Consider the following 2,694-nt stretch of genomic DNA (forward strand, 5'->3'; position numbering starts at 1 on the left):
ATCTTTGGGATACATCTGACTCACCTTACCAATACAAGGGCGCTGCACTTGGTGTTTTCAAGGAAGGGACAGCCTTCACAACCGAATTTATCCAATGGGATGGACCAGATAGTCCAAGTGGCCAAACCTATTGGTTCGCTTTGAATACGAAGTTTGTAACGCCAGTTGTTGAAGTTCCAGCTACGGCAACTATCACAAAAACAACCGTGAAGCCAGTTAAGACTGAACCTGTATCAGCTGAATTGGTCAAAGCGAAGAATCCAGTTAAGCCAACCTTGGCTCTTAAAACACTTTCTGAGACGAAAAATCAGAAATTATCAGCAAGCTATCACGGCTACAAATTGCAGTATAAGCCAGTAGTAACTAAATCTGTTGCAGATACAGATAAGACCAATACAAACGGTCAAACAGTTGCTAAAAATGCTACTCAGCTTTATACATTGCATCATGATAATATCTATGCGAACCTTAAAAAAGGGGACAAGATTACCATCATCGATCCACTCGAAGCTGGAGCAGTTCCTGATGTGGCTGTCACAAAGGCAGCTACAGAGAAAGCAGGATGGGGCGTTGCCTATGATGCAGTAAAGAATACGTATACCTTTACTGCAACCTACGAAGGGAAGCGCCTAGAAGCTCCTGTGATTACTTGGAAGCCAATCTATGACAAAGGCTTCTATGACAATACTTATAAAGTGTTAGTGAATAACTATGAAGTTTTCTCAGATACTGTTACGAACTACACTCCAAGACCTCCAAGACCAGTCAAAGCTGTCTTGGATCGCTCTGGTAAGGATATCAATGGTGCGACAACATTTGATCGCAACGTGACCTTCCGCTTGATGACAGATTATAGCCCTTACACCAAAACCCTTGCTTCAGCGCAAGCGATTGGTAAGAAGTTTGGAATCTTTGACGATGTTCAAGACAAAGCCTTCACAGTTGACCACAGCAAGATCAAGATGACTGCTGCAGGTAAAGACGTTAAAGCGCTCTTTACTATGTACCATGTGCTCTCACACAAAGCACGTACAGATGCAATCAATAAAATCCTGAAGGAATTGAACTTGAATCCGAAGGGTGAATTCTATCTCTGGGTAGCAAAAGATTCCAAGAGTTTCTATCAAAACTACGTGAAACCAAATAAGAATGTTACTGTTGATCTTCCAGCTAAGCTCCTGGTTAAAGCAGGGGAGAAAGTTGAGAATAGCTTTAAGCAAATCGACTTTGGCAATGGCTATCAATCAAAACTTGTCACTGTCTCGGTTCCTGATGTGAATCCAGAGAAACATGCCCTGGATCAAAAGGATAATAAAAAAGTCTTGGATGGCCAAGAAGTACAGATTGGCCAATACATCTGCTATCTACTCGATGGCGTAACCGTCCCTAGTAAACACGATAGCCTCTTCCAATATGACGGTATTGATATGCTTGACTTGAAGCATGATCGATATACAGGTAATTGGTCTGGTGTCATTCGTGGTACAGAATACGTTGCTGAAAAAGACTTGGTTCTTCCTTATGATGTAGTCTTGTCTGACGGTAAAGTGGTTAAGGCAGGAGACAAGATTGCTAAAGGCTCTGCTTATGCTTTCCAATTTAAGTTTGATCAAAGTACAAACTCTAATTTTATCAAGAAGATTGTTAAAGTAACATGGAATGAGAAAGAAGGTAAGTGGGCTTACACTATTGATAAAGAGTTCTTGAACTCTCTAGGAGTGCAAGGCACGTTTGACGTTGATTTCTATATCGAGGTTGAACGTATTGCAGCTGGGAAGGTTGAAAATACCTTTATCAATACAGTCAATTTACAAGAGATGACGGCTAAAGTGACAACCACAACGCCAGAACCTCCAAAACCAGAGCCTAAAGAACCACACAAGCCACAACCACAAGCATCGCTTCCAAATACTGGAACAGCAGCAAGCATGCTTCCAGTTGTGGGAATGATTTTGGGATTATTGAGTCTTGCAGGTCTTCGTAAGTATAAAAAATAGAACATCTAGAAATTCCCCCTCATCTATGGTATAATGAAGCCATAAAAAAGAGGGGGAAGAGAGATGAGAAAGGACACGAAAATGGATGCACATGTGACTAGAAGTGGATACAGATACTATACCCCAACTAAAACAAAATCAGAAGTAACCAAACCTGAAGAAGAGAAGAAGTGGAAAAAAGGCCTGCGTTGGCTAGGAAAAGCCATCTGGTCAGGAATAAAGAACCTACCGAGTGTGATTGTGAGAGCTGCTGTTTTGATGGTTGCGACTCCACTCATGTTTCTCCTCTTTATCTTTAATCTGATTAAGAGCTTGATTGCGACAGCAATTGGATGGTTTGTGTTTAAGACTGTATCTTTCTTCGCTATAGGTTTTGGATTACAGGGATATGTTTTCCTAACTAGGCAGAATATTCCTGCTCCAGAATGGTTTAATAACCTGATGACAGATTTTGTTTTCCCTCACGGGGTTCCAATCTATTACTGGTGGGAAACGACCATTATCGTTGTCTTGGCTGTGATTACAGCCCTCTCTCTAACCTTTCGTCCAGAGGATGAAAAATAGTATTAAATAAACAAAGTAGGTACTAGGAATCTTTCCTAGTACCTTTTTTATAAAAAGAAAGTGAGAAAAAGAATGGATGCAGTTGTAGATTTTATTAACAAAATTGGAAATATCGGTGGGATTATTGGTATTG

At 40.7% G+C, this 2,694-nt stretch carries 2 protein-coding genes; both read left to right on the forward strand.

Annotation, left to right across the window (positions count from 1 at the left end; translation table 11 throughout):
- A partial coding sequence (locus CBI42_RS10600; protein WP_142294105.1) for an SspB-related isopeptide-forming adhesin occupies nt 1-1,997 on the forward strand: 1,997 nt, incomplete at its 5' end.
- 63 nt (nt 1,998-2,060) lie between these two features.
- On the forward strand, nt 2,061-2,561 hold the full coding sequence (locus CBI42_RS10605; RefSeq protein WP_094753954.1) for a hypothetical protein: 501 nt from the start codon (nt 2,061-2,063) through the stop codon (nt 2,559-2,561).
- Nucleotides 2,562-2,694: the final 133 nt, after the last annotated feature.

This window comes from Streptococcus sp. KR (genome assembly GCF_002238115.1).
GTDB lineage: Bacteria > Bacillota > Bacilli > Lactobacillales > Streptococcaceae > Streptococcus.

What these genes read in the sequence shown, in the direction of transcription:
- CBI42_RS10605 (WP_094753954.1), top strand. Translation starts at nt 2,061, where the DNA reads ATGAGAAAGGACACGAAAATGGATGCACATGTGACTAGAAGTGGATAC.